The sequence below is a fragment of the Salicola sp. Rm-C-2C1-2 genome (assembly GCF_040196175.1).
Classification (GTDB): Bacteria; Pseudomonadota; Gammaproteobacteria; order Pseudomonadales; family Oleiphilaceae; genus Halospina.
In genome coordinates this window covers 917,524-943,505 of sequence record NZ_JBEFNF010000001.1, presented here as the reverse complement: position 1 = coordinate 943,505, position 25,982 = coordinate 917,524, and the positions used below count along the sequence as shown (strand labels likewise).

Annotated in this window: 24 protein-coding genes and 2 pseudogenes; 5 read left to right on the top strand and 21 right to left on the bottom strand. The window is 58.7% G+C overall.

Annotated elements, in window-relative coordinates; translation table 11 throughout:
• Nucleotides 1-106: 106 nt before the first annotated feature.
• The gene (locus AAF659_RS04305; protein WP_349750453.1) at nucleotides 107-421 is read left to right on the top strand and encodes an SCP2 sterol-binding domain-containing protein; all 315 of its coding nucleotides are present in this window, start codon (nucleotides 107-109) and stop codon (nucleotides 419-421) included.
• Between the two features lie 71 nt (nucleotides 422-492).
• Here AAF659_RS04305 and AAF659_RS04300 read toward each other — a convergent pair whose 3' ends face one another.
• The 4 genes from AAF659_RS04300 to AAF659_RS04285 form a co-directional block, all read right to left on the bottom strand.
• The gene (locus tag AAF659_RS04300; RefSeq protein WP_349750452.1) at nucleotides 493-2,202 is read right to left on the bottom strand and encodes a FimL-related protein; all 1,710 of its coding nucleotides are present in this window, start codon (nucleotides 2,200-2,202) and stop codon (nucleotides 493-495) included.
• Nucleotides 2,203-2,263: 61 nt separating this feature from the next.
• Nucleotides 2,264-2,971 carry a DNA polymerase III subunit epsilon gene (gene dnaQ, locus AAF659_RS04295; protein WP_349750451.1) on the bottom strand — a complete coding sequence of 236 codons (708 nt, stop codon included), beginning with the start codon at nucleotides 2,969-2,971 and terminating at the stop codon, nucleotides 2,264-2,266.
• A 2-nt stretch (nucleotides 2,972-2,973) separates the two neighbouring features.
• Nucleotides 2,974-3,420: a ribonuclease HI gene (gene rnhA, locus AAF659_RS04290; RefSeq protein WP_349750450.1), complete on the bottom strand. Its 447-nt coding sequence runs from the start codon at nucleotides 3,418-3,420 to the stop codon at nucleotides 2,974-2,976.
• Complete coding sequence (locus AAF659_RS04285) at nucleotides 3,417-4,205, bottom strand: class I SAM-dependent methyltransferase (protein ID WP_349750449.1); 789 nt, start codon at nucleotides 4,203-4,205, stop codon at nucleotides 3,417-3,419. The genes rnhA and AAF659_RS04285 overlap by 4 nt, the downstream gene beginning before the upstream one ends.
• Nucleotides 4,206-4,329: 124 nt before the next feature.
• Here AAF659_RS04285 and gloB point away from each other — a divergent pair, with 124 nt between their 5' ends.
• From gloB to AAF659_RS04270, 3 genes are all read left to right on the top strand, one after another.
• The gene (gene gloB / locus AAF659_RS04280) at nucleotides 4,330-5,121 is read left to right on the top strand and encodes a hydroxyacylglutathione hydrolase (protein WP_349750448.1); all 792 of its coding nucleotides are present in this window, start codon (nucleotides 4,330-4,332) and stop codon (nucleotides 5,119-5,121) included.
• Between the two features lie 128 nt (nucleotides 5,122-5,249).
• The gene (locus AAF659_RS04275) at nucleotides 5,250-6,863 is read left to right on the top strand and encodes a lytic transglycosylase (RefSeq protein WP_349750447.1); all 1,614 of its coding nucleotides are present in this window, start codon (nucleotides 5,250-5,252) and stop codon (nucleotides 6,861-6,863) included.
• Between the two features lie 7 nt (nucleotides 6,864-6,870).
• Nucleotides 6,871-7,659 carry an enoyl-ACP reductase FabI gene (locus AAF659_RS04270; protein WP_349750446.1) on the top strand — a complete coding sequence of 263 codons (789 nt, stop codon included), beginning with the start codon at nucleotides 6,871-6,873 and terminating at the stop codon, nucleotides 7,657-7,659.
• 8 nt (nucleotides 7,660-7,667) lie between these two features.
• Here AAF659_RS04270 and AAF659_RS04265 read toward each other — a convergent pair whose 3' ends face one another.
• Together AAF659_RS04265 and AAF659_RS04260 are read right to left on the bottom strand one after the other, a co-directional pair.
• Nucleotides 7,668-8,036 carry a PilZ domain-containing protein gene (locus tag AAF659_RS04265; protein WP_349750445.1) on the bottom strand — a complete coding sequence of 123 codons (369 nt, stop codon included), beginning with the start codon at nucleotides 8,034-8,036 and terminating at the stop codon, nucleotides 7,668-7,670.
• Nucleotides 8,036-9,793: a DUF1631 family protein gene (locus AAF659_RS04260; RefSeq protein ID WP_349750444.1), complete on the bottom strand. Its 1,758-nt coding sequence runs from the start codon at nucleotides 9,791-9,793 to the stop codon at nucleotides 8,036-8,038. The genes AAF659_RS04265 and AAF659_RS04260 overlap by 1 nt, the downstream gene beginning before the upstream one ends.
• Before the next feature lie 149 nt (nucleotides 9,794-9,942).
• Here AAF659_RS04260 and AAF659_RS04255 point away from each other — a divergent pair, with 149 nt between their 5' ends.
• On the top strand, nucleotides 9,943-11,016 hold the full coding sequence (locus AAF659_RS04255; RefSeq protein WP_349750751.1) for a 3-deoxy-7-phosphoheptulonate synthase: 1,074 nt from the start codon (nucleotides 9,943-9,945) through the stop codon (nucleotides 11,014-11,016).
• A 37-nt stretch (nucleotides 11,017-11,053) separates the two neighbouring features.
• Here the strand turns inward: AAF659_RS04255 and AAF659_RS04250 are convergent, their stop codons facing one another.
• From AAF659_RS04250 to accD, 15 genes and pseudogenes are all read right to left on the bottom strand, one after another.
• On the bottom strand, nucleotides 11,054-11,362 hold the full coding sequence (locus AAF659_RS04250) for a hypothetical protein (protein WP_349750443.1): 309 nt from the start codon (nucleotides 11,360-11,362) through the stop codon (nucleotides 11,054-11,056).
• A 478-nt stretch (nucleotides 11,363-11,840) separates the two neighbouring features.
• Nucleotides 11,841-12,134 (bottom strand): hypothetical protein, encoded by a 294-nt coding sequence (locus tag AAF659_RS04245; protein ID WP_349750442.1) that lies wholly within the window; start codon nucleotides 12,132-12,134, stop codon nucleotides 11,841-11,843.
• 1 nt (nucleotide 12,135) lies between these two features.
• Nucleotides 12,136-12,798, bottom strand: coding sequence for a hypothetical protein (locus AAF659_RS04240; protein ID WP_349750441.1), 663 nt, complete (start codon nucleotides 12,796-12,798; stop codon nucleotides 12,136-12,138).
• Nucleotides 12,799-12,956: 158 nt separating this feature from the next.
• Complete coding sequence (gene cobA / locus AAF659_RS04235) at nucleotides 12,957-13,826, bottom strand: uroporphyrinogen-III C-methyltransferase (protein ID WP_502949189.1); 870 nt, start codon at nucleotides 13,824-13,826, stop codon at nucleotides 12,957-12,959.
• Nucleotides 13,827-13,831: 5 nt separating this feature from the next.
• Complete coding sequence (gene serS, locus AAF659_RS04230; protein WP_349750440.1) at nucleotides 13,832-15,118, bottom strand: serine--tRNA ligase; 1,287 nt, start codon at nucleotides 15,116-15,118, stop codon at nucleotides 13,832-13,834.
• 19 nt (nucleotides 15,119-15,137) lie between these two features.
• The gene (locus AAF659_RS04225) at nucleotides 15,138-16,493 is read right to left on the bottom strand and encodes a replication-associated recombination protein A (RefSeq protein WP_349750439.1); all 1,356 of its coding nucleotides are present in this window, start codon (nucleotides 16,491-16,493) and stop codon (nucleotides 15,138-15,140) included.
• Nucleotides 16,493-17,149, bottom strand: coding sequence for an outer membrane lipoprotein periplasmic chaperone LolA (gene lolA / locus AAF659_RS04220; RefSeq protein ID WP_349750438.1), 657 nt, complete (start codon nucleotides 17,147-17,149; stop codon nucleotides 16,493-16,495). The genes AAF659_RS04225 and lolA overlap by 1 nt, the downstream gene beginning before the upstream one ends.
• Before the next feature lie 2 nt (nucleotides 17,150-17,151).
• A pseudogene (locus AAF659_RS15095) lies at nucleotides 17,152-18,660 on the bottom strand (DNA translocase FtsK); the annotation flags it as partial.
• 489 nt (nucleotides 18,661-19,149) lie between these two features.
• Nucleotides 19,150-19,731: pseudogene (locus tag AAF659_RS15090) on the bottom strand (DNA translocase FtsK 4TM domain-containing protein); the annotation flags it as partial.
• A gap of 81 nt (nucleotides 19,732-19,812) precedes the next feature.
• Entirely contained in the window at nucleotides 19,813-21,021 is a 1,209-nt protein-coding gene (locus AAF659_RS04210) for an O-succinylhomoserine sulfhydrylase (RefSeq protein ID WP_349750436.1), read from the bottom strand.
• Between the two features lie 3 nt (nucleotides 21,022-21,024).
• A complete protein-coding gene (purF, locus tag AAF659_RS04205; RefSeq protein WP_349750435.1) occupies nucleotides 21,025-22,545 on the bottom strand; it encodes an amidophosphoribosyltransferase in 1,521 nt (506 codons plus the stop codon).
• A 24-nt stretch (nucleotides 22,546-22,569) separates the two neighbouring features.
• A complete protein-coding gene (locus tag AAF659_RS04200) occupies nucleotides 22,570-23,178 on the bottom strand; it encodes a CvpA family protein (protein ID WP_349750434.1) in 609 nt (202 codons plus the stop codon).
• A 66-nt stretch (nucleotides 23,179-23,244) separates the two neighbouring features.
• Nucleotides 23,245-23,790 (bottom strand): SPOR domain-containing protein, encoded by a 546-nt coding sequence (locus tag AAF659_RS04195; RefSeq protein ID WP_349750433.1) that lies wholly within the window; start codon nucleotides 23,788-23,790, stop codon nucleotides 23,245-23,247.
• A gap of 66 nt (nucleotides 23,791-23,856) precedes the next feature.
• A complete protein-coding gene (locus AAF659_RS04190) occupies nucleotides 23,857-25,053 on the bottom strand; it encodes a bifunctional folylpolyglutamate synthase/dihydrofolate synthase (protein WP_349750432.1) in 1,197 nt (398 codons plus the stop codon).
• Nucleotides 25,040-25,975 carry an acetyl-CoA carboxylase, carboxyltransferase subunit beta gene (accD, locus tag AAF659_RS04185; protein ID WP_349750431.1) on the bottom strand — a complete coding sequence of 312 codons (936 nt, stop codon included), beginning with the start codon at nucleotides 25,973-25,975 and terminating at the stop codon, nucleotides 25,040-25,042. The genes AAF659_RS04190 and accD overlap by 14 nt, the downstream gene beginning before the upstream one ends.
• Nucleotides 25,976-25,982 lie beyond the last annotated feature (7 nt).

The window sequence follows — 25,982 nt, the reverse complement described above, 5'->3', positions numbered from 1 at the left end:
TTCAAACAAGCGTTCGATCAAGCTTGACAGTACTGACGCCCCCGCCTAAAGTCGCTCGGAAGCCATGCCCATGGCGAGACAACAACGGCAATCAAGGACTTCGAGCATGTCTGTACAATCCGTATTCGAAAAACTCGAGAAAAACTTCAACGCGGACGCTGCTGCCGGCCTGGATCTGGTATTCCAGTTTGATATCGAGGACGATGGATCCCATCACCTGATCATCAAGGATGGTACCTGTGAGCTCAAAGACGGTAAGCATGACGATCCGTCTGTAACGCTCATTATGAACTCAGAAACACTGCAGGGCATTGTAAGTGGCGAGACCGATGGCATGCAGGCATTCATGGCCGGTCAGCTGCGTGCTGAAGGCGATATGATGCTGGCAACAAAACTGAGCGAGCTGTTCAATATCGGCTGATGCCAAGTCCGGGAACGCCATTGCAGGTGGCGTTCCCGTTTTTCTTGCCTATCGTTTCTGGAGTCACGCGCTCAGAGTCCCACATCCTGAAGTGACGTATCAGCCAAACGCAGCAGCTCCGGATTCGGTTCGGCATCCATCCCCAGTTCCTCAATGTAATACTCCAGAGACGTTATCGCGTCGGCAAGCGCTTCCAGAATCCGTGATTCCGGAGGCTGTTGGGTGTTCAGAAGCTGGGACTCGATCGCGTCTGTTACCTGCGCCACAACACGCGCCGCATGATCGTTCTGAAGAAGTCGCATGCCCCCTTCAATGCTGCGCAGCGTTGCCGGTACATTGGCCAGATGAAGCTTGTCGAAATCGGATTCAAGAAAAGCGGTAATGGCCTGTTTCGCAAGAGTAAGCGCTGATCTCGCCTCGTCACTGAGCACAATCAGCGACTCCTGAACGAAGATCGACCCCTCCTCGCGGCGCACCTTCTGCGCAAGGCGATCAGTCTCGGCCGTAATGCCATGACTCGCTAGATGCTGAGAAGCCTCCTCGATGTTCAGGACGGCATCCGCAACAGCATAAAGCTCGGTCTCGGAAGGCAGAGCCCCCTTTTCCTCCCAGTCCCTGAGCCGGACGGCTTCCTGGCGCGCCAGCGAGCTCAGCTGATGCAGGTCCAGAATGAGCAGAGAGTTACCCACCCGTTCCAGAGCCGCAGCGATGGTTGCTAGCTCAGTGGTATCCGGGTCAATCCCGCGCTCAACAATATCCAGACGATCTTTGAGTTCAGTGAGCTCTTCGTTAATCGCATTCGCAAAGGATCGCAGGACGTCGGCACCGGGGCCGTAGAGATGACGCTGGTGCTCAATCAACTCAGACTCAGTGATATCAGGCTGATCCAGGCCAGCGCCACTCAGCATGCTGCGCACCTCAGGGTTTGTTGAACCGCTGCGATAGAGGATATAGACCAGCTCACGCAACAGAGGATCCGGAGGTGATTGCTGCGCGACCGAACTGCGGCTGTAAACCAGATCCCGTGCCTGCTTTTCGATGCGCATGAAAAGCCGCTTGCGGTTGCGCTCGATGGGTAGATCCTGCTCCTGGAGCACATCGGCTGTCATGCTCGCCAGACACCAGAAAGACTGCATGGCACCGCCCCCGCAAAGCCTTGCCAGGCCATGGGCCGCACGGGCGATCAGACGCCGACTGGTGCGCTGATCCTGATTGCGCAGTACACCGAGTAATCCGACCTGATACATCAGACGGAACCGGCGGGCGTGCACTTCAAAATCAGCCTCGTTCGTTGTCTCAATCTGTGGTACCGAACGCTCGCTGCAGAAATCAGGCGCCACGCTCAGACCTGCCCCGAAGAACCAGGAATCCGGGTAGGGGGCATCCCGGCGTGCCTCACGGATTTCGTTCACCACTGGCAGCAGCAGCTCCGGCCGGTCCACCTGCTGGCGCTGGTAGTATTCAATGTAGCGTCTCAGCGTGAAAAGGGCGTTACTGAGGGCGGTCAGAAGGTTGTTTTTGTCATCGGTGGCGCCCACCGGCACCTCGTTCGCAAGGACCACAGCCTCCTGGCAGAGAAGTGCGCCTCCTTTGAGTTCCACCAGCGAGAAGATCCCACGCAGCTGATTGAGATAATCCACACAGTTCTGCAGGTCTTCCTCGCTCTCACGATTCTCCTGAAACTGCTCAAGACTCTGCTCCGCATGGCCGATCGTCTGTTCAATTTCCTCACGAACCAGCCCGAAGGACTGTGTCTTGCTTGCCAGTGACGCCTGCACCATAAACGGGAGTCCCATTATGAATTTAGATGTTCAATAACCTGTAGCAGGTTTCTCAGTTTTCTCAACAAATCCCCTGCTCATTCCAGAGCACAGCGGTCTTCTCGGCCATACCATCCAGAAACGCCCGGTGTGCGCTCAGTTCATCGGCACCCGGTTCGGGAACGGGCAATGGTGACCGGTCCGAACCAAGGCGGCGTATTTCGGTAGCGACTTCTTCTCCCTCCTCAGCCTCGCCCAGAGATAATGCGGTCTGCCCCCCGGTCATCGCCAGATAGACGAGGGCCAGAATCTCGGCGTCCAGAAGTGCGCCGTGCAGCTCCCGGTTGCTGTTGTCGATGCCGTAGCGACGGCATAGCACATCCAGATTGTTTTTCTGCCCGGGATGCTTATTACGCGCCATCAGCAGCGAATCCCGGATACCACATACATCCGCCGTCCGGGGGTAGCCAGCGTTGAGCATCCCAAACTCATGATCCATGAAACCCACATCAAAGGGCGCATTATGGATGATCAGCTCAGCCCCACGGATAAACTCCAGAAAGTCGTGTGCAATATCCTGGAACGTCGGTTTATCCGCAAGGAATTCATTGGTGATGCCATGAACCTCGACGGCGCTGTCTTCCACCTCCCGTTCCGGATTGATGTACACGTGGTAATGACGACCTGTCAGTTCCCGATTCGCCACCTCCACACAGCCGATCTCTATGATTCGATGGCCCTGCTCTGGTTCCAACCCCGTGGTTTCAGTATCCAGCACGATCTGGCGCATATTCAGCCCTTACCTTCCATCACATCAGCCGCACCCCGGTTAGCCAGGGCATCGGCCTGTTCATTGCCATCATTGCCACTGTGGCCCCGCACCCAGTGCCATTGGATGCGGTGCGACTGCACCAGCTCATCCAGTCGCTGCCAAAGTTCCGCGTTTTTAACCGGCTTGCGCGCCGATGTACGCCAACCGTTACGTTTCCAGTTGGCCATCCACTGGTTGATGCCGTTACGTACGTACTGGGAATCGGTATACAGATCCACATCGCACTGACGCTTGAGCGCGGCCAGACCCTCGATAGCAGCTTTCAGTTCCATCCTATTATTGGTGGTATTCGGTTCGCCGCCCCAAAGGTGCTTCTCGTGGTCACCATAAAACAGTACCACGCCCCAACCTCCCGGCCCGGGGTTACCTTTGCAGGCGCCATCCGTGTACAGCGTCACCTGACTCATGATTGGTCTCCAGTATCACCCGAGCTCGGCCCCTTGACCCTCAGTCTGGGCGCTCGCACCCCGGGTGACACGTTACGATTTGCAACCGGCATGGCTACTACTTTGGGTTCTGGTATGACTGGTTTTAGCGGGATCCCGGCAGCATCCCGTTTCTCGGCAACAAGACAGTAGAAACCGCCGAGAGGGACCTGTAACCCGCGCTCGTAGAAAGGCTCCAGAAAAGCAAGCCGATTCAGAAAATGCTGCCCTCCTACCGGGGGCCGGAAAAATCCATAACGTGGTGGCGCAACACAACAGCCCAGCACCTGAGCCCACTCCTGAACGCGGCGTGCCAGCAGGAAACGACTGTTCCAGGGAACACCGCGCTGTGGTTCCAGCAATTGTCGAAGCCCCCATAATCCAAGGGGGTTGAATCCGACCACGATAACCTGGCCCCCAGAGCGCACCACTCTCACCGCCTCTCGCAGAGCCTGATGCGGGTCCTCTGCCAGATCCAGAGTATGATGCAGAACGACCGAATCCATCCAGTCATCATGGAAAGGCAACTCTTCCGGTCTCGCAACCACTGGCCCGCGATCCGTGTCACCGTTGGCGGCGGGTACTACCAACGGTTGTTGCCCATGCGGCAGACTCGGTGTCACTGCCCGCGCTGAACTCACTCCCACCTCAAGGTGGCGGTTCCCGAACACACGGGTCATGGCCGTCGCCACGCAGGCCTGCTCCTGACTCATCAGTGCCGACCCCAGCCCCGTGTCGAGCCAGTGTGCGAATGCCTCTCCGTTCATCGTGATTCCTCGTATCTGTGATACCTAATTGTCGAGGCCTGTGCGGCAACTGGCAAGCACGCTGTCGTCACAGCCGCTGCAACGCCTATAATGGGTCACGCAGTCCAGAAACGGAGTCCGTGCCATGAGTTATCAGGTCGATGCCATCCCCGCGCTCAGTGACAATTACATCTGGTGTATCCATGACACCGAAAGCAACGGTGCCCTGATCGTGGATCCCGGCGAAACAAAAGCACCCCGGGACTTTCTCGAACACAACGATCTGAGTCTGGAGGGCGTACTCCTGACACATCATCATCCGGATCACACCCATGGTGTGGCAGCACTTGCCAGTAACGGCGACATTCCGGTTCACGGTCCCGCGGACTCCCCCTTCAAGGGGATAACCCACAGCCTACACGAAGGCGATACACTGACCTGGCGGGACCTGGCGTTCCGGATTCTGGCCGTACCCGGCCATACTCTGGATCACATTGCCTTCAACAGCGACAGCTCCGGCCTCAGCCAACCCATCACGCTCTGTGGTGATGCCCTGTTCGCCTGCGGCTGTGGCCGGCTGTTCGAGGGCAATCCGGTTCATATGCGCGCCTCCCTGGCAAAGCTCCGTGAATGGCCAGACAACACGCTGGTGTGCTGCGGGCATGAATACACCCGCGCCAATGTCGCCTTCGCGCGCGCGGTCACACCGGACGAAACCGGGCTGGCAGACTATCAGAAGAAGGTGGATCAGCTGCTAAATGACGGCCAGCCGACGATACCCACAACCCTGGGTCAAGAGCGACGCCTCAATCCCTTCTTGCGCTGGGATGACCCCGCAGTAGTGAAAGCAGCAGAAACCAGGGCCGGCGAGGATGACCTGACGGCTGATCGTGTGTTCGGTGTGATACGCCAATGGAAAGACAGCTTCCGGGGCTGACCCCGCGGTTAACGCAAACTACATTAAAACTTACCCGCTGTAATTGACGGTACCGGCCCCCCTTTCTAGAATCCGGTAACACCGCGTGCATGCGGTTTGTCACGAGCTTCAACCAACCGGCTGTTTCTATGCATTACGTTCCGCTCCTGTGCCTGCTTTCAGCCATGAGCCTGCCACTACTGGCAGGCTGCGAAAGTCTTCAGCCGCGGGAGGTCAGTACCGAAAGTAACCCGCCAGCCATTACTCGTGCCGTCAGGATGGATGCTAACGTGCGTACAGATGGCGCTCTGAAGCCCGAGGCTGAGGAAGAGGCCAATCCCGAGACCGCAAGCGACGGGTACGGCAACGTCTGGCAGCGTCTGCGGGACAGCTTCCAGCTTGACCTGGAAAGCAAGGATAAGCGGGTACGCAGTCAGCTGGCGTGGTACAGCCGCAATCAATCCTACATGGACCGTACGGCTGAACGGGCTCGCCGCTACCTGCCCTACATCATCCGCGAAATCGAAAAGCGCGACATGCCTGGCGAACTGGCATTGCTGCCGCTGGTTGAAAGTGCCTATGATCCCTTCGCCTATTCACACGGTCGTGCGTCCGGAATATGGCAGTTTATCCCGGCCACTGGGCGTGCTTTCGGCATGAAACAGAACTGGTGGTATGACGGACGCCGTGACATCATCAGCGCCACTCAGGGCGCGCTGAGCTATCTGGACGAGCTTGCAAGCCGGTTTGACGGTGATTACGAACTCGCCCTCGCCTCCTATAACGCCGGCGCCGGACGCGTACTCCGAGCTATGCGCCGCAATGAGCGCCAAGGCAAACCCACCGATTACTGGAGCCTGAACCTACCTGCGGAGACGCGCCACTATGTGCCCAAGCTGATTGCGCTGGCGCGCATCGTTGCGGACCCTCAAGCCCATGGCATCCGCCTTGAACCGATTCCGGATGATCCCTATTTCGAAGTAGTGGATATCGGCGGCCAGCTGGATCTGGCGCAAGCTGCCAAAATGGCCGGGGTGGACGTAAACGAGATCTACCGGCTCAATCCTGGCTTCAACCGTTGGGCAACGCCACCCGATGGCCCACACCGATTGCTGGTACCATCGGATTCGGCGCAACAGTTCCGGCAGGCACTGACCTCATTGCCTGATGGTCAGCGGGTCAGCTGGCGCAATTACACCGTCCAGAGTGGCGACACGCTGATCAGCATTGCGCGCTCCTTCAACACGACGCCGGATGTCATCCGCCAACACAATGACATCAGCGGCCACACCATCCGCAGCGGTGAACGCCTGCTCATTCCGGCTGCCGGTAACGACAGCAACGCTTATGCCCTGAGCGAATCCAACCGTCGGGCTGCACGTCAGGCCTCTGCAGGCGGTGAAGGGCAGAACCGGATCGACTACCGCATTAATCCCGGGGACACGCTCTGGGATATTGCCAGCGCCCATGGTGTTTCCGTCAGCAAACTGGCGAGCTGGAACAACCTGGCTCCCGGCGACACACTCCGCCCGGGAGATACCCTTGCCATATGGACCGATGAGCAGCAGCCACGCAACGAACGGCGGGAAATGGTCCGGCGTGTGGGCTACACGGTTCGGTCCGGCGACTCGCTCCGGTACATCGCCAACCGGTTCAATGTGGGTGTATCCCAGATCGCGCAGTGGAATAACATCAACACTCAGGACTATCTTCAGCCCGGACAGCAGCTTAAGCTGTACGTCGACATACGCAACGCACACTGAGGTCAGCATGGGAATACTCGAAGGAAAAAAAGCGCTGGTCGTCGGCATCGCCAGCAAACACTCAATTGCCACTGGCATTGCCCAGGCACTGCACGAGCAGGGTGCGGAGCTGGCCCTCACCTACCAGAATGACAAGCTCAAATCCCGGGTCGAGGGTTTTGCCGAGAGCTGGAACAGCGACATGGTGCTGCCCTGTGATGTCTCCGATGATCATCAGATTGCGGCGCTTTTCGAGACGCTCAACGAACATTGGGGAGGACTCGATATACTGGTCCACTCCGTTGGCTTCGCCCCCGGTGAAGAACTCGATGGCGACTACACCGAAGTAACCAGCCGTGAGGGTTTCAAGATGGCCCACGACATCAGCGCCTACAGCCTTACCGCGCTTGCTCGCGAAGCACGGCCGCTGATGAAGGGGCGCAATGGGTCCATCCTGACCATGACCTATCTGGGCTCGCAGATGGTGCTGCCCAACTACAACGTCATGGGTCTGGCCAAGGCCAGTCTGGAAGCCAGCGTGCGTTATCTGGCTGCTTCCATGGGCGCGGAAGGAACCCGTGTGAATGCCATTTCCGCGGGCCCGATCAAGACCCTGGCGGCTTCCGGCATCAAGAGCTTCCGCAGCATGCTGTCGGAGAACGAAAAGCGCACGCCCCTGCAGCGCAATGTAACTACCAGGGAAGTTGGCAACACAGCTGCCTTTCTGACCTCTGATATGGCCAGCGGCATCACCGGGGAAGTTATTTACGTGGATGCAGGATTCCGCAACATGGCCATGAATCCGATGGAGACCTGAGCAGTTTCTCAGGCCTCAAGAAGGGTGGCGACAGCCTCCTTCCAATCAGGAAGGCTGTCGTCGCCAGCATCTACAACCACCAGACCGACCCGCCAGAAGCCATCCTCCCATTCCCGGCATGAACGCACTTCCGCTAGAAGCGCGTGAACACAGCTGTCATCGATCGTCACTCTCAGATTCAGCAAGGCGCCCTCCACCACAAACTCGTCCGCAGTGATACTGAGTCCACTGGCGGAAATATCCCGTGTGCGGCAGCGCAACCAGCGCGGCGGTTCGTCATCGACACCATCCACCACCTGCAGATCCGCAACCACACGGCCAGCGAGACGGTATTCATTGCGCTGATCACTGTCTTCCGGTATCCAGGTTCCTGTCATCAGCGCCCTACCCGCAATCGTCCCACAACCCGCGAAAGCGTATCCGCAAACTCGGCTCCCTCACTGAGCAGCCACGCTTCCCCGCTGCGTACCCGGCCAGCCAGTTCCTCACGCAGGATTTCCCTGCGATTGAGCCCGTACCGGTCCACAAAAACCATTTTTCCGGATGCCCTGATACGCAGCGCCAGCTTCAACCGCACGGCCTCATCGCCACTGCCCAACTGAATCCAGCTTCCGGCCTCGAGACGGTCGACTTCCGCCAAAACCTTTGCCCAGAGTTCAGCAGCTTCACTGACACGTTCTGCTTCGTCCTCATCACGTGCCGCCTGAGCCGCCTCCTCACGCTCACGCACCTCGCGCTCCTCACGCTCGCGATCGCGGCGGCGTTCTTCTTCAAGCGCCTCCTCCTGGGCACGGCGCAGCGCCTCCGCTTCCTGGCGTGCCTTGTCCCGCGCCTGCTCCCGCTGTTTTCTCTGGGACTCAAGAACCCGTTGCAGACTGCTTAGCGTGTCTTTCAGAACAGCGGCAAACGGGTAAGCGTCCGGAAGCTGCATCAACTCACCGGCCTCAAACCGGGCGCGTACCGAGCGGAAAGGTTCAACGCCCAGTTTGGCACCCCGTGCGTTTGTCCAAAGTACCTCGCCCGTTTCCTCCAACAGACCGGTCAGAAACTGGCGGATCTGCTGGCCATCCTCCTCGTACAGATACCACCGGTCTATCCAATCACTGGCCTCTTCCCGCTGTTGCTGATCGGGCCTGTCCAGCCAGCGTGGATCCGCTTCCGGCATGTCCGCCGGTTCCTGATCGACGGCTTCATCACGCAGCCGCCTTGCAAGCAAGGTATCCACCGCCGCAAACCGTTCAGGATCGGGGTTCTCTCCTTCCACCATGGCAACCACCTGGACCAGTTTGTCGGTCAACTGTTCTCCAACATGGTAGAGCCTGTTCCGGTCCTGACCGCAAAGACTTTCATCCCCGACCCAGATCAACCATTCCAGCAGGCGCAACGCATGGCGCCAGGCTTCAGAGTCGACCCCATGAACCAGTGCCGCACGGCGCATCAGCCCGCGCCAGTCACCGTCAATAAACGTCAGTAAGGCATTGGGCAAACGCCGCCCCCGACAGGTACGCGAGAGAGCAGCCCTGACTGCCTGTTCCGCAGCGCGCTGACCAGCTGCGCCACTCTCGGTCTGCCACAAGCGTGCAGCAACACGCTCCGCCTGCTCAGCCTGACGCCGGACCTGTTCCAGCCAGTCACCAACGCAGCTGTCAATCGGCTGCTCGTCGCCGGCTTCCAGAGCCTCACCCACTGCCTGTTCCATCGACGCCAGGTGAGTCTCCACAGGCCGGTCAGAGCGCCCTCCGGTACGACTCCAGCCACGCAGTGCATTTAGACTGTCCAGCCACCGCCGCAGCGGTCGCTCCTCGGCCACGGCCTTGTCACCATGTGCCTCAAGGTCCAGAGCGAGCCAGAAACGCAGACGTGCTGCGCGGTGAACCAGATAGGGATGAAGCCCGGAGCGGCGGAGGAACACATTCATAATCCGATCTGCCAGGTAAGCAGCATTAACCTGACGCATGCTCCAGACTGCGTCGACCCGCTGCAGGTGCGTAACCACCCGTTCATCGCTGCCAGCGTCCCAGGCCTGTGATAGCGTCCGGTACCAGAGCGGGTGTTCGGCTGGCACTGGCTGACCGACTGGGTAAGGAAGATCCGGCACCCTCAGTTCGGTGATAATGGATTCAATCAGGCTCAAACGTTGCCCTGCACGGTCAGAAATGTCTGTTATACAGCTTAAACCAGGCAACCGTTGCGGGCCAGTACAGCAGCCCGCCGGATTGCATCACTGAGGGATTTGACGCACTATAACGACCTGTTTACGTGCATGGCGACCAAGAGGCAATGATGGCAAGCAGCGACATCGAAAACGTCAACATTGAGGAACAGCAGGTACTGACCACGCCAGCGGCGCTCAAACAACAGCTGCCACTGACTGATGCAGCGCGCCGCACCGTGCTGGAAGGTCGTCAGACCATTAACAACATCCTTGATGGCAAAGACCCACGCCTCTTCTTGGTTGTGGGCCCCTGCTCGATCCATGATCCCGAGGCCGCGCTCGACTATGCCCGGCGCCTCAAGGCGCTTGCAGACGAAGTAAGTGATACCCTTTTTCTGGTTATGCGTGTCTATTTTGAAAAGCCACGCACCACAACGGGCTGGAAGGGTCTGATCAATGACCCGCACCTCGACGACAGCTTCGACATTGAACGTGGTCTCTACCTGGGGCGCAAGCTGCTTCTGGACATTGCCGAACTGGGCCTACCCACGGCTACTGAGGCGCTGGATCCTACTGCGCCACAGTACCTTCAGGACACCATCGCATGGTCCGCAATCGGAGCCCGCACCACCGAGTCCCAGACCCACCGCGAAATGAGCAGCGGACTATCCATGGCTGTAGGTTTCAAAAACGGTACTGACGGTAGCTTGGATGTTTCCATTAACGCTATGAACTCGACATCCAATCCGCACAGCTTTCTCGGGATTGACCAGAATGGTCAGGTGGCGGTTACCCGCACTAAAGGCAATCCCTACAGCCATGTGGTACTGAGAGGTGGCGCCAGCGGTCCGAACTACGATTCAGTGAACGTTGCACTCTGCGAAAAGGAACTCGAGGCGGCAAACGTGCGCAATGCCATTATGGTGGACTGCAGCCACGCCAACTCCAACAAGGATCCGGCCGTACAGCCGCTGGTTATGCAGGATGTCGCCCATCAGATCAAGGAAGGTAACCAGTCCATCATCGGACTGATGGTCGAAAGCAACATCAACTGGGGCAAGCAGAAACTTGCCGCAATGGATGAAATGGAATACGGCGTATCCGTGACGGATGCCTGCATCGATTGGGAGACCACCGACAAGGCCATCCGCCAGATGCGGGACGCACTCAGGGACCAGATTCCCCACCGTCACCGGAACTGAACGCCTCAAGCTCGGCGGGCATCTGCGACCCAACTATTCAAGGCTTGGGTAGATCACCCTCAAGATAGGCTTCAGCCCGCTCCACAGCGTCCTCGCAGAGCGCGCCGGAGTAATGGCGGCGGCTGAATCTCTCTAGTGTCTCGCCCTCCCGAACCTTCATCGAACTCATGTCTTCTTGGACTACCACGAGTGCGGATGCAAACTCGTCAGGCGTCCATCCGGAACTCTCGGACGCTTCATAGAGGCTCTGGGAAACATTCAGGTAACGATCAGCAAGTGTTTCATTGCCTTCAAATTCAAACGCAAAATTGGAACAAAGCTGGAGATCGTTATAGGTACGAGCCACCGGAACTAGCCGCCCCTCATAGCGGAACCCTGACTCTTCCGCCCATCCGGAGGGGCTGTACAAGCATGGCGTCAGCAATACGAATAGGCATGCCCTGAAGTACCGCGAGTCAGGAAAAACCGCATTGAGGCATCCATCCATTGCTCTATATCCCCCGTTTCCTGTGATTCACCCTTCCGCATACCCGACCAGGCGATAACCGGGTTCCAAGCCAAGCATGAACACTGGCCAGATCGTCAGCGTCAGATAATACGGAGGGTTACCCAAAAAACAGCCGATCATGGCACTGGCACAGAGAGCGAATAACAATCCCGGGAGTCCAACTGTCCCAAGCCACGTCAATAGCCCCCTCGAAACGTATCCCCTCTTAATCGCTTTCAACCCCACGTAGAGCAGAAGCACAGCACCCAACGCGGTAATCAAGAGAACTGTCATCTCATGAACTCCCGGGCCCATCACCAGACAGCACACTGACGATTCACGCCTCATCCTCCTTCGTCTGCCGCGCATCAACCTCGTCGGTCAGGAGGTAAGCCGGCTCAAGAGCAAGGATGAACAGCAGCCACAATCCCAGCGTCAATAGATACGGTGCATCCTCATAAAAATACTCAGTGGTGGCCGTTGCGCATACGGCCAAAAGTAGGGCAGGCGTGGCGACGCAGCGCGACCAATTTAATAAGCTCTTTGAAAGCCTTCCCTCTTTGATAGTCCACAGCCCGACATAATAAAAAAACGAACCGGCTAAGCCACTTGCAAGGAGAATAATGAGCATTCTACAGATCCTCGTACGCAAGTAGGCCACGGGCCGCCAATTCCTTCTTGGCTTGTTCAGACTGATTCTTCGCCATGATATTGATGCCTGAAATCACTATCAGGGCCGGAAGAGCAGTCTTACCAAGAGCCGTTACAGCCCCTTCCCCCAACCCAAAACGCCGACCAACCGCCGTCACCAGCTCACTCGTCTTTAACGAGGACAACTTTTCCAGTGCCGCTTCCCGCAAGCGTCCTTTGGCCATAAAGTAAAGGCCACCGGCCACAGTTGTGACGGTTAAATCAGGAATGGGAATCGGATTAAATTCATTGGTAACAGCCGCCGCGTTCGAGTTGAAGCTGTAAAACGCCTTCAGCTCTTTATCGGAGAGAGACCACATATACCAGTACGGCTGGACTCTCTGAGCGCAAATTCTGTTCATCAACTGGGTTTGAAGGTGGCTGCCAGGAATGCCTTTAACAACTGCCCTGTTGACCTGCCGCTGCTGAGGCTCGGGAAGATGCCGGTGAACGGCTATTCCGGAAAGAATCGGTGAATAGACCTCTGGTGCCCCCAGGATCTCATCTTTATAACGCTTGAGTCCCATAAGGTCCGCCAAGGATATGAGCGGGGCGTTCCTGAAATCCCTAGTAACGTAACGATCTGCAATGGCGGGTGTGCTCATGCTAAACCTCCCTGTTTATCAATACTTAACTGGACAGGAAAATTACCACCCGCACTGAAACAGGATCAAGGCCCGCTGCCAGACAAACCAGGAACGCCGTCAACTCATATAAACTGATAGTCGATCACCAACTTGCCAAGCCGCTATATAGACCGAACTCAGGGACCAGATTCCCCACCGTCACCGGAGCTGAACGCCTCCAGCTCGGCGGGCATCTGCTCCAGCCAGCCGAGCTGGCCTCTCAGGCTCACCACATCCCCAACGATGATAATGGTCGGTGCCCGGACCTCCGCCTGTTCAACCGACTCCACAATGGACCCCAGGGTGCCACACACCACCCGTTGCTCCGGCATGGTCCCCTTGGCGACCAGGGCACAGGGCGTATCTGCTGCCATGCCATGGGCGACCAGCTCACGCGTAATGACCGGTAACCCAACGAGACCCATATAGAACACGAGGGTCTGGCGATTCTGGACGAAATCCTGCCAGGGAAGATCCGCGGTATCGTTTTTGAGGTGGCCAGTGATGAAGCGCACTGACTGGGCGTGATCCCGATGCGTCAAAGGCATGCCTGCATAGGCAGAACACCCCTGGGCGGCAGTAATCCCCGGAACGACCTGGAAAGGAACCCCGTATTCGGCCAGCCGCTCAATCTCCTCACCGCCGCGCCCGAAAATGAATGGATCCCCGCCCTTGAGCCGTACTACCCGTTTCCCTGAACGGGCATACTCGACCAGCATATCGTTGATCCGGTCCTGAGGAACGCTGTGGTTGGAGCGCGCCTTGCCCACATGGATGACTTCTGCGCCCTCGTTGATGAGGTCCATAATGGGCTGGGATACCAGCCGGTCATGCAGCACCACATCTGCCTCACGCAGCAGGCGCAGTGCCTTGATGGTCAGCAGATCGGGATCGCCGGGCCCTGCCCCCACTAGGTAAACTTCACCGCCACGCTGGTTTTCCGTGACGGTCGTCCTGCCCGGAGGCAGGAGGCTTCTGAGGCGATCCTTCACCCACTGAGTAACCATTGGCTTCAGACTCCTTCAGGTACAAGCTCGGTGATGCCACCCATGTAGGGCTTCAGCGCCGCCGGAACACGGACCCTGCCGTCCGCTTCCTGATAGTTCTCCAGCACCGCCACCAGCGCACGCCCCACCGCCAGGCCGGAACCATTCAGAGTATTAATCAGTTCCGGCTTGCCGGTTTCGGGATTGCGCCAGCGCGCCTGCATCCGGCGGGCCTGGAAGTCACGGGTGTTACTGCAGGAAGAGATCTCCCGGTAGGCGGACTGGCCGGGAAGCCAGACTTCCAGGTCATAGGTGCGGGCAGCCGCGAAGCCCATGTCACCACCGCACAGGGTGACCACCCGGTATGGCAACTCGAGCCGCTGCAGGATAGTTTCCGCATGACCGGTAAGTGCTTCAAGAGCGGCGTCGGATTCCTCGGGCCGCACAATGTGGATCAGCTCCACCTTCTCGAATTGGTGCTGACGGATCATGCCCCGGGTATCCTTGCCGTAGGCCCCGGCCTCGCTGCGAAAGCACGGCGTGTGGCAGACCATACGCTTTGGCAGCTCATTGGGCCCCAGGATGCTGTCGCGTGCCAGGTTGGTAGCAGGCACTTCCGCCGTCGGAATCAGGTAGAGATCGCGGTCGCCATCGAGGCGGAACAGATCCTCCTCAAACTTGGGAAGCTGGCCGGTGCCGGTCAGGCTGTCGCTGTTCACCAGATACGGCAGATAGGTTTCCGTGTAGCCATGCTCCGCCGTGTGCAGATCCAGCATAAACTGGGTGAGCGCACGGTGAAGGCGTGCTACACCACCCTGCATCACGGCAAACCGGGACCGGGCAATGGTCGCGGCGGCAGCGAAATCCATACCGCCCAGCCCTTCACCAAGCGTCACATGATCCACGGGCTCAAAGTCGGGCTGGGCTGGCTCACCCCATCGGCGGATTTCCACATTGTCCTCGTCGGAATCCCCTTCGGGCACAGCCTCATCCGGCACATTCGGAATGCCTTCAAGAAAGGCGTTGAGCTCAGCCTGAAGGTCTCTGAGCTGATTCTCAGCATCCGCCTTCTGCTGCTTGAGCGATTCCACCTCATCCATCAGCGGCTGCGGGTCCTCACCATTGCGCTTAGCCTCCCCGATTGTCTTGGAACGCCGCTTCTGTTCCGCCTGCAGTTCTTCCGTCCGGCTCTGCAGTTCGCGCCGGCGGGTCTCCAGTTCGCGCACCCGTCCTGTGTCCAGTTCATAGCCGCGCCGTGCCAGCTGCACAGCCACAGCGTCAGGATCGGTTCGCACCCATTTGGGATCCAGCATGATACTCTCTTTCCAATCGTCAGTTGTTGTTCCCGGACGGATAGCGCTGGCGCTCGCTCTCGGCATTCAGCCGATCCAAGTAGGCGCGTTTCTCCGCCAGTTTCTGTTCCAGGCCGCGCGGCTCCGGCTCATAGAAGCACGTGCCATGAAGCGCCTCCGGCATGTAACTCTCACCCGCCGCAAACGCGTTCGGTTCATCATGGGCATAGCGGTATTCCGCGCCGTAACCCTGTTCCTTCATCAACTTCGTGGGCGCATTGCGCAGATGCACCGGAACGGTTCGGTCCTGATCCCGGCGCACCAATGCCATGCACTCATTGAAAGCCCGATAGACGCCAATGCTTTTGGGTGCAAGCGCCAGGTAGGTCACGACCTGTGCCAGAGTCAACTCCCCTTCCGGGCTGCCCAACCGCTCCTGTACCTGCCAGCCTTCCATGCTCAGGCTCAGTGCTCTCGGATCCGCATTGCCAATGTCCTCACTAGCGATGCGCACCAGCCGGCGCGCGATATACAACGGGTCGCAGCCGCCATCCAGCATCCGGCACATCCAGTACAGGGCTGCGTCCGGATCCGAGCCCCGCACTGACTTGTGCAGTGCGGAGATCTGATCGTAGAAAACATCACCGCCCTTATCGAAGCGCCGCAGCGATGTCTGCAACACCTCTCCCAGCACGGCCTCATCAATAACGGGCTTGCCGCCTTCCTCATCCCGGGCAAGATCCGCACCTACTTCAAGGCTGTTGAGCGCGCGCCGGGCGTCGCCATCCGAGGCCCGGGCCATCATGGCGAGCACCTCGTCGGAAACCGCTACTGAACTATTGAGCCCGTCTTCCGCTTCCAGAGCGCGCCGGAGCAGAGCAATCAGGTCAGTCTCCTCAAGATCCCGCAGCACGTATACCCGGGTCCGCGATAACAGTGCGCTGTTGAGCTCGAACGAGGGGTTTTCGGTGGTGGCCCCCACGAAAATCACGGTGCCTTCCTCAATGTGGGGCAAAAAGGCATCCTGTTGCGACTTGTTGAAGCGGTGGACCTCATCCACGAACAGCAGCGTTTCCTGACCGCTGGTCTCAAGGCGCTCCCGCGCCGCGCCCACAGCGTTACGGATGTCCTTAACGCCTGCAGCTACTGCCGAGAGCGTTTCGAACCAGGCTGAGGTCTGCTCTGCCAGCAGGCGCGCAAAGGTGGTCTTGCCCACACCAGGTGGCCCCCAGAGAATCATGGAATGCAGCTGATTCTCGTCAACAGCCCGGCGTAGTGGCTTGCCCTCGCCCACAAGATGCTGCTGGCCGGCATAGTCCGCCAGCCCGCGTGGACGCATCCGAGCGGCCAGGGGCTGGTGCCGTGCGTCATCAGTGCCGAAAAGCCCTTGCTGCATCAGCGGGCTCCGTTCGCCTTATTGCGGATCACATCCACATCATCTGGCGCATCCAACTCAAAACGGTCATCCGGAACAGTCTCATTAAGTACCACATTACGGAACTGGAGCTTGCTGAGCTGATCCAGCGAGTCATGCAGCTGCATTTGACGCAGCACCCCGGCCTCGTCGAAACGCATACTCAACTTCAGGAAAAGCGCACCTTGTTCCCTCGGCTTCAATATGAAGCGTTCACCATCGCCTTCTTTCTCATGCCGGACCCGGAAGGTCTCCGCCAGATTCCCGACTTCGCCGGAGAGCAGCAGCGCGGGCGTTGAGGCAATCCGGTCTTCAAGCGGGTAGATGGTTACCTGGCGCAGGTCCGGGTCATAGACACGGACCTGATCGCCTGCCGTGACAATCTTCTGCTCCATGGGCGGATCGGTGTACCAAAAAAAGTCACCGCCCCGGCGTGCGCTGAGTTGGCCTGTTGTCCTCTGCAGCCGTTCACCATCCGGCCTCTGCACCGTCTGCTCAAAATCCGCCTGGTAGCTCTGGTAATCTGACAAACGCTTACTGAGCAGTTCGGCTGCGCCCCCGGCCCCGACTGATTGGGCCAGTGCGGGCGCGGCCGCAAGGCAGAGCGTCATCAAGGTGATCCGGATCATTTTGGTCATAGCTAATCTCTCGGTGGCGGGGCAGCAAGAACTTCACGGGCACCATTGTGACCGGCAGCGCTGACCACGCCCGCCGACTCCATGGCTTCCACCAGGTTCGCCGCCCGGTTGTATCCAATCTTGAATTTGCGCTGTACGGAAGAGATTGAAACCCGGCCACTATCGGTGACAAAAGCTACCGCCTCATCGAACAGCGCGTCCTGCTCACTGTCTTCACTGCCGCCCACGGCGGCGATGCCCGGGACACTGTCACTGTCGCCGCCGCTGAGCACTTCGTCCACGTAATCCGGCTCACCGCGCTGCTTCCAGGCCTCCACCACCCGGTGCACTTCATCATCATCCACGAACGCGCCATGCACCCGTTCCGGATTGCTGGAGCCCGGTGGCAGGTAAAGCATGTCGCCATTGCCCAGAAGCTGCTCAGCCCCGCCCTGGTCCAGAACTGTTCGTGAATCCACTTTCGATTGCACAGAGAACGACATCCGCGTGGGTATATTGGCTTTGATCAGGCCCGTAATCACATCCACCGAGGGCCGCTGCGTTGCCAGAATCAGGTGGATGCCGGCCGCCCTGGCCTTCTGTGCAATCCGGGCAATGAGCTCTTCCACTTTCTTGCCAACAATCATCATCATGTCCGCGAACTCGTCCACGACCACAACAATATACGGCAACGGCTCCAGCTCCGGCCGGGCGTCTTCGCTGGGATCCAGCGCATTCTGCGGGTTCCAGAGCGGGTCCCTGATGGGTTCGCCGCGTTCGCGCGCTTCGCGCACCTTGCGGTTGTAGCCAGCGAGGTTGCGCACCCCCTGGGATGACATCAGCTGGTAACGCCGTTCCATTTCCGCCACGCACCAGCGCAGCGCATTGGCTGCTTCCTTCATATCTGTCACAACCGGCGAAAGCAGATGCGGGATCCCCTCGTAGATCGAAAGCTCCAGCATCTTGGGGTCAATCATGATCATACGAATTTCTTCAGGCGTGGCCTTGAGGAGCATGCTCAGGATCATGGCATTCACACCCACGGACTTACCCGACCCGGTAGTGCCGGCAACCAGAACGTGGGGCATCTTACCCAGATCCGCCACCACCGGCTCACCACCGATGTCGTTGCCCAGAGCGAGGGTGAGCGCGGATCCGGATTTCGTATAGCTGGGCGAGGACAGGATCTCAGAGAGTTTCACCATCTCCCGTTCTTCGTTCGGGATTTCGATGCCGACCACCGACTTGCCGGGGATCACCTCGACCACGCGCACACTGTATACCGCCAGAGCGCGCGCCAGATCCTTGGCCAGATTGGAGATCCGGCTAACCTTAACACCAGCCGCTGGCTTGATCTCGAAGCGGGTGATCACCGGTCCGGGATTGACTTCAACCACCTCCACGGCCACTCCGAAATCGGCAAGTTTCTCTTCGAGCAGGCGGGACATGTACTGCAGCGAGTCGGTGGAATACCCCTGTTTTTTGTGCGCTGCGGGCTCATCCAGAAGACTTACAGGAGGCACTGAGCTCTGCCCCCGATCAGTTGCCTTGCCCTTGGCACGACGGGCCCGGCCGCGTTTTCCGCTGGCCTTTTTTTCATCCGCCTCGGGCTGCGCGTCGCCTGCACCCTGACCCTGGAAGCGCGTAATAGTTACTTCCTGGTCACCCGGATCCCCCGCAGTTGGATCAGCCTTTTCATCAACAGCATCCATAACCACCGGCAATGAGGGCTGACTGTACTCCGGGTCATCACCAATGGCCGGTTCCTGACGCCCGAATCCCGCCTCTTTCCGATGCGAACGTCTGCGCCGCAGGCGCTGAACAAAGCGTTTTAGAAATCCGGGTGAGGGCTCGTCCACGCGCCGGTTAACGACCGGCGGTTCGGTTTTCTTCGGGGCTTCCAGACGCGCCTGGCGCACCTCTGCGGCTCTGCGCCTGAGGCGTGCCAGAGCATCCGTAACACCCCGGCCGGCCATTGCCATAGCGCGGAGCAGCATCAATGCCGCCTGCCCAATACGGTCAATCAATCCAATCCAGGAAAGTCCGGTGACCAGCGTCAGCCCGAAAAGAACGATCGCTGCCAGAATCAAGGTGGTGGCGGGCCTGTTGAGCATGGCAACCAGTGTCATGGCTATCTCGCTGCCCAGAACGCCACCGGAATCCGGCCCAAGATCGAAGAACGAATACAGGCCAAAGAGGCCACAGCTGGCGGCGAGGAACAGCACAAAACCGCCGGCGCGAAGAAAGAACAGCGGCCAGTGGAAGTCCGGATAGGTACCGCGGTTGCGGTACAGCGTAATGGCGCACCAGCCAGTCAGAAGCGGAAAGAGCCAGGCGAGTTCACCGAAAAAGGTCATCAGCAGGCTGGAAAGCCAGGCACCACTGCGCCCTGCATAGTTAGTCGCATCAAGCTCATGACCAATGCTCGCCCAGCCCGGATCGGCCGGATTATGGGAGACCAGAGCCATTACCAGGTAAACGCAGAGCACGATCAGCGCAATCAGTGCCCCTTCACGCCCACCCTGGGCGAGAAGCTCACGGAAGCGCGTCTGCCCCCGATCTGCTGTCTCCTGCTGCGCCTGTCCGGTTTTGCCCTGTGCCATAGCGTCCACTTGATCCTTTGCCCCAAGTTAAACATGTAATGACTTGATTCGCCAGAACATGTCCAACGGGAAACCAGCCGTTCAGCCGCCGGAAAGCGCCCGGTCAAGATCTTCAATCAGATCCTCAACCGACTCCAGCCCGATAGACAGGCGCACCAGGTTCTCAGTGATTCCTCCCCGTTTCTTGTCATCATCGGAAAGGCGACCGTGGGTCGTAGTGGCTGGATGGGTCACAGTACTCTTGGCATCGCCCAGATTGGCAGTAATCGAGAAAAGGTTCAGCTGATCAATCAGATGCCATGCCTGATCGCGATCCCCCTTGACTCTGAAAGACACCACACCGCTGCCGCCACTCTGCTGGCGCTGCGCCAGCTCATTCTGGGGGTGATCCGGCAGACCGGCATAGAGCACCGTCTCGATGGCCGGTTGCGCACGCAACCACTCCGCAACCCTGAGGGCATTCGCCGAGTGGGCATTCATACGCAGCGACAGTGTTTCAAGACCCTTGAGAAAAACCCAGGCATTGAACGGACTCATAGTAGGCCCTGCCGACCGGATCACACCATGGACCTGTTCCATCAGCTGGTTGCTGCCGACAACAGCGCCCCCCACGCAACGCCCCTGTCCGTCCAGATACTTGGTGGCCGAGTGGATCACGATATCCGCACCGTGGCGGAATGGCTGCTGCAGCACCGGCGTACAGAGGCAGTTATCCACGACAAGGAGCGCCTCATTACGGTGGGCGAGTGCCGCCAGCGCTTGCATGTCGGCGATTTCCCCAAGTGGGTTAGAGGGCGTCTCGAGGAACAGCATCCGGGTATCCGGTCGGATAGCGCTTTCCCATTCCGCCTGACTGGTCAGATCCACAAAAGTGGTTTCAACGCCAAAGCGAGCCATGTACTTCTGCAGCAGGACCGTGGTGGTACCGAATACACCACGGGAACACACAAGATGGTCCCCCTGCTGGAGCAACCCCATGAAAGTGGCCAGTATGGCTGACATACCGGACGCTGTGCCGACACCACGCTCACCGCCTTCCATGGCCGCAATCCGATCCTCGAAGGTGGCTACGGTAGGGTTGGTGAAACGTGAGTAGATGTTGCCGGGCTCATCCCCAGCAAAACGTGCCGCTGCCTGGGCCGCGCTGTTGTAGACAAAGCTGGAGGTCGGATACAGCGCCTCGCTGTGCTCAAGTTCGGGCGTCCGGCGCTGGCCTGCCCTAACGGCCCGGGTTTCAACCCGGGTACCAGTCAGATCGGCATGGGGCACCTCTTTGCTTGAATCACTCATGGTTCACTCGTCGTTATAGATATCGATGACGTCGCTGTCCGCTGTCAGGTCCTTATTGCGCTCATTTTTCTTGGCGTCCGAGCGCTCCTGTTCCAGGCGCTCAAGGTATTCAGCGGTTACGTCGCCAGTCGGGTAATGGCCATTGAACACCGAACAGTCAAACTCGCCGATCGCCTCATTGCCCTCCTGGGCACAGTGAACCAGATCATCCAGGTCCTGATAGATCAGCCAATCCGCACCGATCAGTGACTCCACCTCTTTCTCGGTACGTCCGTGGGCAATCAATTCGTTCGCCGCCGGCATGTCAATACCGTAGACATTGGGATACCGGACAGGCGGCGCCGCCGATGCAAAGTAAACTTTCCTGGCACCGGCATCACGCACCATCTGCACAATTTCCTGGCAGGTGGTGCCGCGAACGATCGAATCGTCCACCAGCAGCACATTCTTGCCCTGGAATTCCAGTTCAATCGGGTTGAGCTTCTGGCGAACGGAACGCTTGCGCATGGTTTGCCCGGGCATAATGAAAGTACGCCCGATGTAGCGGTTCTTGATCAGCCCCTCCCGGAACTTGACCCCCAGATCATAGGCAAGCGGCAATGCTGATGTACGACTGGTATCGGGAATGGGAATCACCACATCGATGTCATGGTCAGGCATCTCGCGCTTGATCTTGCCGGCAAGCGCTTCGCCCATGCGCAGACGTGACTTGTACACCGAAATGTTGTCAACGATTGAATCAGGGCGGGCAAAGTACACATGCTCGAAGATGCACGGGTTGAGCATCGGTGATTCCGCGCACTGTTCCGTGTAGAGGCTGCCATCCGTCTCGATGTAGACCGCCTCGCCCGGCGCAATGTCACGGATCAACTCAAACCCCTGTGAGGCCAGCGCCACACTCTCAGAGGCGATCATGTATTCCTTACCTTCAGGCGTCTCACGCACACCGAAACAGGCCGGGCGGATGCCATTGGGATCCCGGAAACCGACAATGCCGTAGCCGGTAATCATTGCGATCGCGGCATAGGCTCCGCTCGCACGGCGATGAACGGTCCGCACCGCATCAAAGACATCGTCGCTGCACGGATTCAGCTTGCCTTTCTTCTGAAGCTCATGCGCAAAGACATTCAGAAGCACCTCGGAATCGGAATTGGTGTTGATATGGCGCAGATCCGAACGGAATACATCGTTCGCCAGCTCATCTGTGTTGGTGAGGTTGCCGTTATGCGCCAGTGTTATGCCATAGGGGCTGTTAACATAAAAGGGCTGTGCCTCAGCTGAACTGGATGTACCCGCTGTGGGATAGCGCACATGCCCGATGCCAACATTGCCCACCAGCCGGCGCATGTGGCGGGTACGGAAGACATCCTTGACCAGGCCGTTGTCTTTACGCAGGAAAAAACGCTCATTTTCGAAAGTCACGATGCCTGCTGCATCCTGACCCCGGTGCTGAAGAACGGTCAGCGCGTCATAGAGCGACTGGTTGACGTTGGCCGTGCCAACGATGCCAACGATTCCACACATCGGATTGCATTACTCCGCGGTTGCTTAGGGTTGGGAACGGTCTTCCCTGGAGAATTGCGGCGCACTTTCCTGCATTTCCATAAGGTGTTGTGCGCCTTGCTTCATAGCCTTTCCAGAGGCGTCATTCGCGGCTTCCGCATCCGGCAGAAGCGCATCGATCTCATCACCAAGTATATCCCGCGTCCAGGCCTCGACTCTTGCAAGCTCCTGAACGGTCACCGACTCACGCCACCAGACGTCACCGGTCACTGGCGTCATGCGCAACAGCGCGAGCGCAACCAGTACCACTACCAGACCACGCGACAGTCCGAAGACCATGCCCAGGGTTCGGTCAGTAGCGCTGAGGCCGGTGGCCTCCACCAATCGGCCCAGAGCATTGTTCACCACTGCCCCTACGACCAGAGTGCCCAGAAACAGGATGCTGAAAGCCGCGATAAGACGAACCGTGGGATTGCTGACGGTATCCGCCAGTAGCATCTGCATATTGGGGTGAAACGTGCGGGCAATTACAAATGCGCCCACCCAGATCACAAGTGACATCGCTTCCCTGACGAAACCCCGTTTAAGGCTGATCAGAGTGGAAACGGCGACAATGGCAAGGATGACCCAGTCAATCCAGATCAGCGCATCCATCCGGAGGCCCCAGTGTTTTCAGCAAACGAACATTCTAGCAGGAATCTGGAGACCGCCAAACCGACGTCAGTCCCGTCCTTCAACCACCATGGGTTCAAGGTCGTAATCGGCTTCGAGCTGGTCACGCGCGGACTTGGCTTTCTGCTCGTCCAGAAAAGGCCCCGTGAACACACGTGTAAAGGTGCCCTTCTCATTATCGACGGTCTCGCTGTGGGCTTCCATGCCCTGATTGCGCAATCTGTCCCTGAGCCTGAGGGCATTATCACGATTGCTGAAGCTGCCAAGCCGAACCAGCCAAGCGCCTTTGAGCGCGCCCGCATCCTCTTGCTCCACTTCAGGAGCCGGCTCTGGATCATCCTGCGCCACGGCTGGCTCTTCGTCACGGGCCACCCCCTGATCCGCCATGGGGATATCCGGCGCGTCACCGCTTCGCGGTACGTCCGGCTCCTTGGGCTCCTCAATTTGCACCGGCTGCATTTCCGGTTCTTCAGGAACTTCCAGAATCTGCTCCTGACGGCCCTGGTGCGGCTCGTCAAAAAGCATCGGCAGGAAGATCACTGCCAGGCAGACAATGATCAGTGCCCCGATGATCCGCTGTTTGAATCCGTCCAAATCCCTGCGCCTCGATTATGTTCAGGTCGGTATGGAGTGTAACCGCTTTAAGGAAGCCGGGGCCAGTTACGGAGCCACCACTGACAAAGCTTCAGAAACCGTCAGGAAAGAGCCAAAAACCAGAACGCAACCGCTCTGCCCGGCCGTCTCGCTGGCTGAGGCCAAAGCATCCCGAACCGAGGGGGTCGTTCGGATCAGATCCTGCGGAATAACACCGGAAATCCGCTCAGCAAGCTGCTCCGGGGCCAAGCCACGCGGTCCCGGCAGCGGGGCCAGATGCCAGCGGTCAATGACACCGGAGAGCGCAGCGGCTACCCCTTCGACATCTTTGTCGCTCATGGCAGCATAAACCGCTTCCACCGGCTTTTCCGGCAACCCCTCAAGTCGCCTCGCCAGCCAACGAGCTGCCTGGGGATTATGGCCCACATCAAGGATTACGGGCGGTTGGCCTTCCAGCCTCTGGAAACGGCCGGCCGGGGCTTCAGACTCACGCAGCTTTATCAGCGTTTCGTCAGTCTCGGAAAAGCCAAGCATCCCGTGGGCGGCGAGAGCTGTCTGCTGGGAAGCTGATAATCCCCTGTCACCGTCCTCGCCACCAAAATCCCGGCCCCGAATGCGCAGAGCAACACCCTGAGCAGCAGCCTGGTCAACGACCGAGGACGGCGGATCCGGATCACCGAATAGTGCCGGCTGCCCCGCACGCAGAATCCCGGCCTTTTCATAACCAATCGTTTCGCGGTCACTGCCCAACCACTGGGTATGGTCCAGATCCACCCCGGTAATGATGGACAGTACCGGTTCAGCCACATTGACAGCATCGAGGCGCCCCCCGAGGCCCACTTCCAGAAGCGGGTACTCCACGCCAGCCTCCCGGAAAAGCCAGAAAGCCGCCAGAGTGGTGAACTCGAAATAGGTGAGCGCCACGTTGCGTCGAGCCTGTTCCACGGCAGCCATGGCGCTGCAGAGGGCTGCGTCCGAAGCCTGTTCACCGTCAATGCGCACGCGCTCATTAAAACGCCGGATATGCGGAGAGGTGAAGGCCCCAGTGCTGTGGCCATGGCAACGGATCAGCGATTCCAGAGCGGTGAGCGTGCTGCCCTTGCCATTGGTGCCCCCGATGATCACGACCCTGCCGGGCAGGCCTTCCGGCATGAGACGCCGGTAGACGATCATCACCCGGTCAAGGCCAAGCTCCATTTCACTGGCATGAAGGGATTCGAGATACGCCAGCCAGTCATCAAGACCGGCATCACTGAGCGGCATCGGCGTCACCGCTGGCCTCTTCCGGCAGCTGCTCGGCAAGCGGCTCAGGCTCGTCCTCAGGAGGCTGCTCGCGCTGCCCCAGCTTGGCCAGAACGTGAGCAACACGATCCCGCATATCATGCCGGGAAACGATCATATCAATCGCCCCGTGCTCGATCAGGAATTCGCTGCGCTGGAACCCTTCCGGCAGTTTCTCGCGCACGGTCTGCTCGATGACCCGGGGGCCGGCGAAGCCCACCAGCGCATACGGCTCCGCGATATTGAGATCGCCCAACATGCCAAGACTGGCGGAAACGCCGCCGAAAACGGGATCGGTGAGCACGGAAATGAACGGAATACCCTTTTCCCGCATGCGCTGAAGCGCCGCTGCTGTCTTGGCCATCTGCATCAGCGACATGATGGCCTCCTGCATGCGGGCGCCACCGCTGGCAGCAAAACAAACCAGCGGAACGTTCTCCTCAAGGCAGAGGTTTACGGCGCGCACAAACTTCTCGCCGACCACCTGCCCCATGGAGCCGCCCAGAAACTGGAACTCGAACGCCACCGCAACGACAGGGACTTCCTGCACTGTACCGGCCATGACCACCAAAGCGTCTTTCTCGCCCGTGCTCTTCTGAGCCTGGCTCAGGCGATCCTTGTAGCGCTTGGTGTCCTTGAACTTGAGGCGATCCACGGGTTCAAGGTCATTCGCGAATTCGCGAGAGTCTTTCGCGTCCAGAAAGATCTCCAGGCGACGACGCGCGTTGATCCGGATGTGATGCTCGCACTTCGGGCAAACGTTGAGGTTGCGATCGAGCTCCGGGCGGTATAGAAACCCGCTGCACTTGGGGCATTTCTTCCAGAGCCCTTCTGGGACCGTGGAGCGCTGTTGCGCGTCCGAACGGATCATCCCGGGCATGATCTTATCGAGCCAGCTGCTCATGAACTGT

Excerpts from the sequence above, each read along its gene's own strand:
- AAF659_RS04305 (WP_349750453.1), top strand. The coding sequence starts at position 107 with ATGTCTGTACAATCCGTATTCGAAAAACTCGAGAAAAACTTCAACGCG.
- AAF659_RS04300 (WP_349750452.1), bottom strand. The coding sequence starts at position 2,202 with ATGGTGCAGGCGTCACTGGCAAGCAAGACACAGTCCTTCGGGCTGGTT.
- dnaQ (WP_349750451.1), bottom strand. The coding sequence starts at position 2,971 with ATGCGCCAGATCGTGCTGGATACTGAAACCACGGGGTTGGAACCAGAG.
- rnhA (WP_349750450.1), bottom strand. The coding sequence starts at position 3,420 with ATGAGTCAGGTGACGCTGTACACGGATGGCGCCTGCAAAGGTAACCCC.
- AAF659_RS04285 (WP_349750449.1), bottom strand. The coding sequence starts at position 4,205 with ATGAACGGAGAGGCATTCGCACACTGGCTCGACACGGGGCTGGGGTCG.
- gloB (WP_349750448.1), top strand. The coding sequence starts at position 4,330 with ATGAGTTATCAGGTCGATGCCATCCCCGCGCTCAGTGACAATTACATC.
- AAF659_RS04275 (WP_349750447.1), top strand. The coding sequence starts at position 5,250 with ATGCATTACGTTCCGCTCCTGTGCCTGCTTTCAGCCATGAGCCTGCCA.
- AAF659_RS04270 (WP_349750446.1), top strand. The coding sequence starts at position 6,871 with ATGGGAATACTCGAAGGAAAAAAAGCGCTGGTCGTCGGCATCGCCAGC.
- AAF659_RS04265 (WP_349750445.1), bottom strand. The coding sequence starts at position 8,036 with ATGACAGGAACCTGGATACCGGAAGACAGTGATCAGCGCAATGAATAC.
- AAF659_RS04255 (WP_349750751.1), top strand. The coding sequence starts at position 9,943 with ATGGCAAGCAGCGACATCGAAAACGTCAACATTGAGGAACAGCAGGTA.
- AAF659_RS04245 (WP_349750442.1), bottom strand. The coding sequence starts at position 12,134 with ATGCTCATTATTCTCCTTGCAAGTGGCTTAGCCGGTTCGTTTTTTTAT.
- AAF659_RS04240 (WP_349750441.1), bottom strand. The coding sequence starts at position 12,798 with ATGAGCACACCCGCCATTGCAGATCGTTACGTTACTAGGGATTTCAGG.
- cobA (WP_502949189.1), bottom strand. The coding sequence starts at position 13,826 with ATGGTTACTCAGTGGGTGAAGGATCGCCTCAGAAGCCTCCTGCCTCCG.
- serS (WP_349750440.1), bottom strand. The coding sequence starts at position 15,118 with ATGCTGGATCCCAAATGGGTGCGAACCGATCCTGACGCTGTGGCTGTG.
- AAF659_RS04225 (WP_349750439.1), bottom strand. The coding sequence starts at position 16,493 with ATGCAGCAAGGGCTTTTCGGCACTGATGACGCACGGCACCAGCCCCTG.
- lolA (WP_349750438.1), bottom strand. The coding sequence starts at position 17,149 with ATGACCAAAATGATCCGGATCACCTTGATGACGCTCTGCCTTGCGGCC.
- AAF659_RS04210 (WP_349750436.1), bottom strand. The coding sequence starts at position 21,021 with ATGAGTGATTCAAGCAAAGAGGTGCCCCATGCCGATCTGACTGGTACC.
- purF (WP_349750435.1), bottom strand. The coding sequence starts at position 22,545 with ATGTGTGGAATCGTTGGCATCGTTGGCACGGCCAACGTCAACCAGTCG.
- AAF659_RS04200 (WP_349750434.1), bottom strand. The coding sequence starts at position 23,178 with ATGGATGCGCTGATCTGGATTGACTGGGTCATCCTTGCCATTGTCGCC.
- AAF659_RS04190 (WP_349750432.1), bottom strand. The coding sequence starts at position 25,053 with ATGCCGCTCAGTGATGCCGGTCTTGATGACTGGCTGGCGTATCTCGAA.
- accD (WP_349750431.1), bottom strand. The coding sequence starts at position 25,975 with ATGAGCAGCTGGCTCGATAAGATCATGCCCGGGATGATCCGTTCGGAC.